This is a genomic window from Paraburkholderia sp. SIMBA_054 (genome assembly GCF_046534875.1).
Classification (GTDB): domain Bacteria; phylum Pseudomonadota; class Gammaproteobacteria; order Burkholderiales; family Burkholderiaceae; genus Paraburkholderia; species Paraburkholderia hospita.
The window spans coordinates 1-241 of record NZ_JAWRXV010001579.1; the positions used below are offsets into that span (position 1 = coordinate 1).

The 241-nt window shown below is 67.2% G+C and carries 1 protein-coding gene; it reads right to left on the minus strand.

Annotation, left to right across the window (positions count from 1 at the left end; all coding sequences use genetic code 11):
* Positions 1 to 241: FAD-linked oxidase C-terminal domain-containing protein (locus tag SB822_RS60370; protein ID WP_410859552.1), on the minus strand; the 241-nt coding region annotated here is incomplete at both ends.

The following is a 241-nucleotide window of genomic DNA, read 5'->3' on the forward strand; positions in this document are numbered from 1 at the left end:
GTGCAGGTTGCCGTCGCCGATGTGGCCGAACCACACCACCTCGAAATCCGGATAGGCCTCGCCGAGCAGCGCCTGGGTTTCGGCCAGGAACGCCGGCATCGCCGAGATGCGCACCGAGATGTCGTTCTTGTACGGCTTGTAGCGCGCGACCGACTCGGTGATGCCTTCGCGCAGGCGCCACAGTTGCTGGGCCTGGGCATCGCTCTGGCTGATCACGCCGTCCAGCACCCAGCCGCGCTCC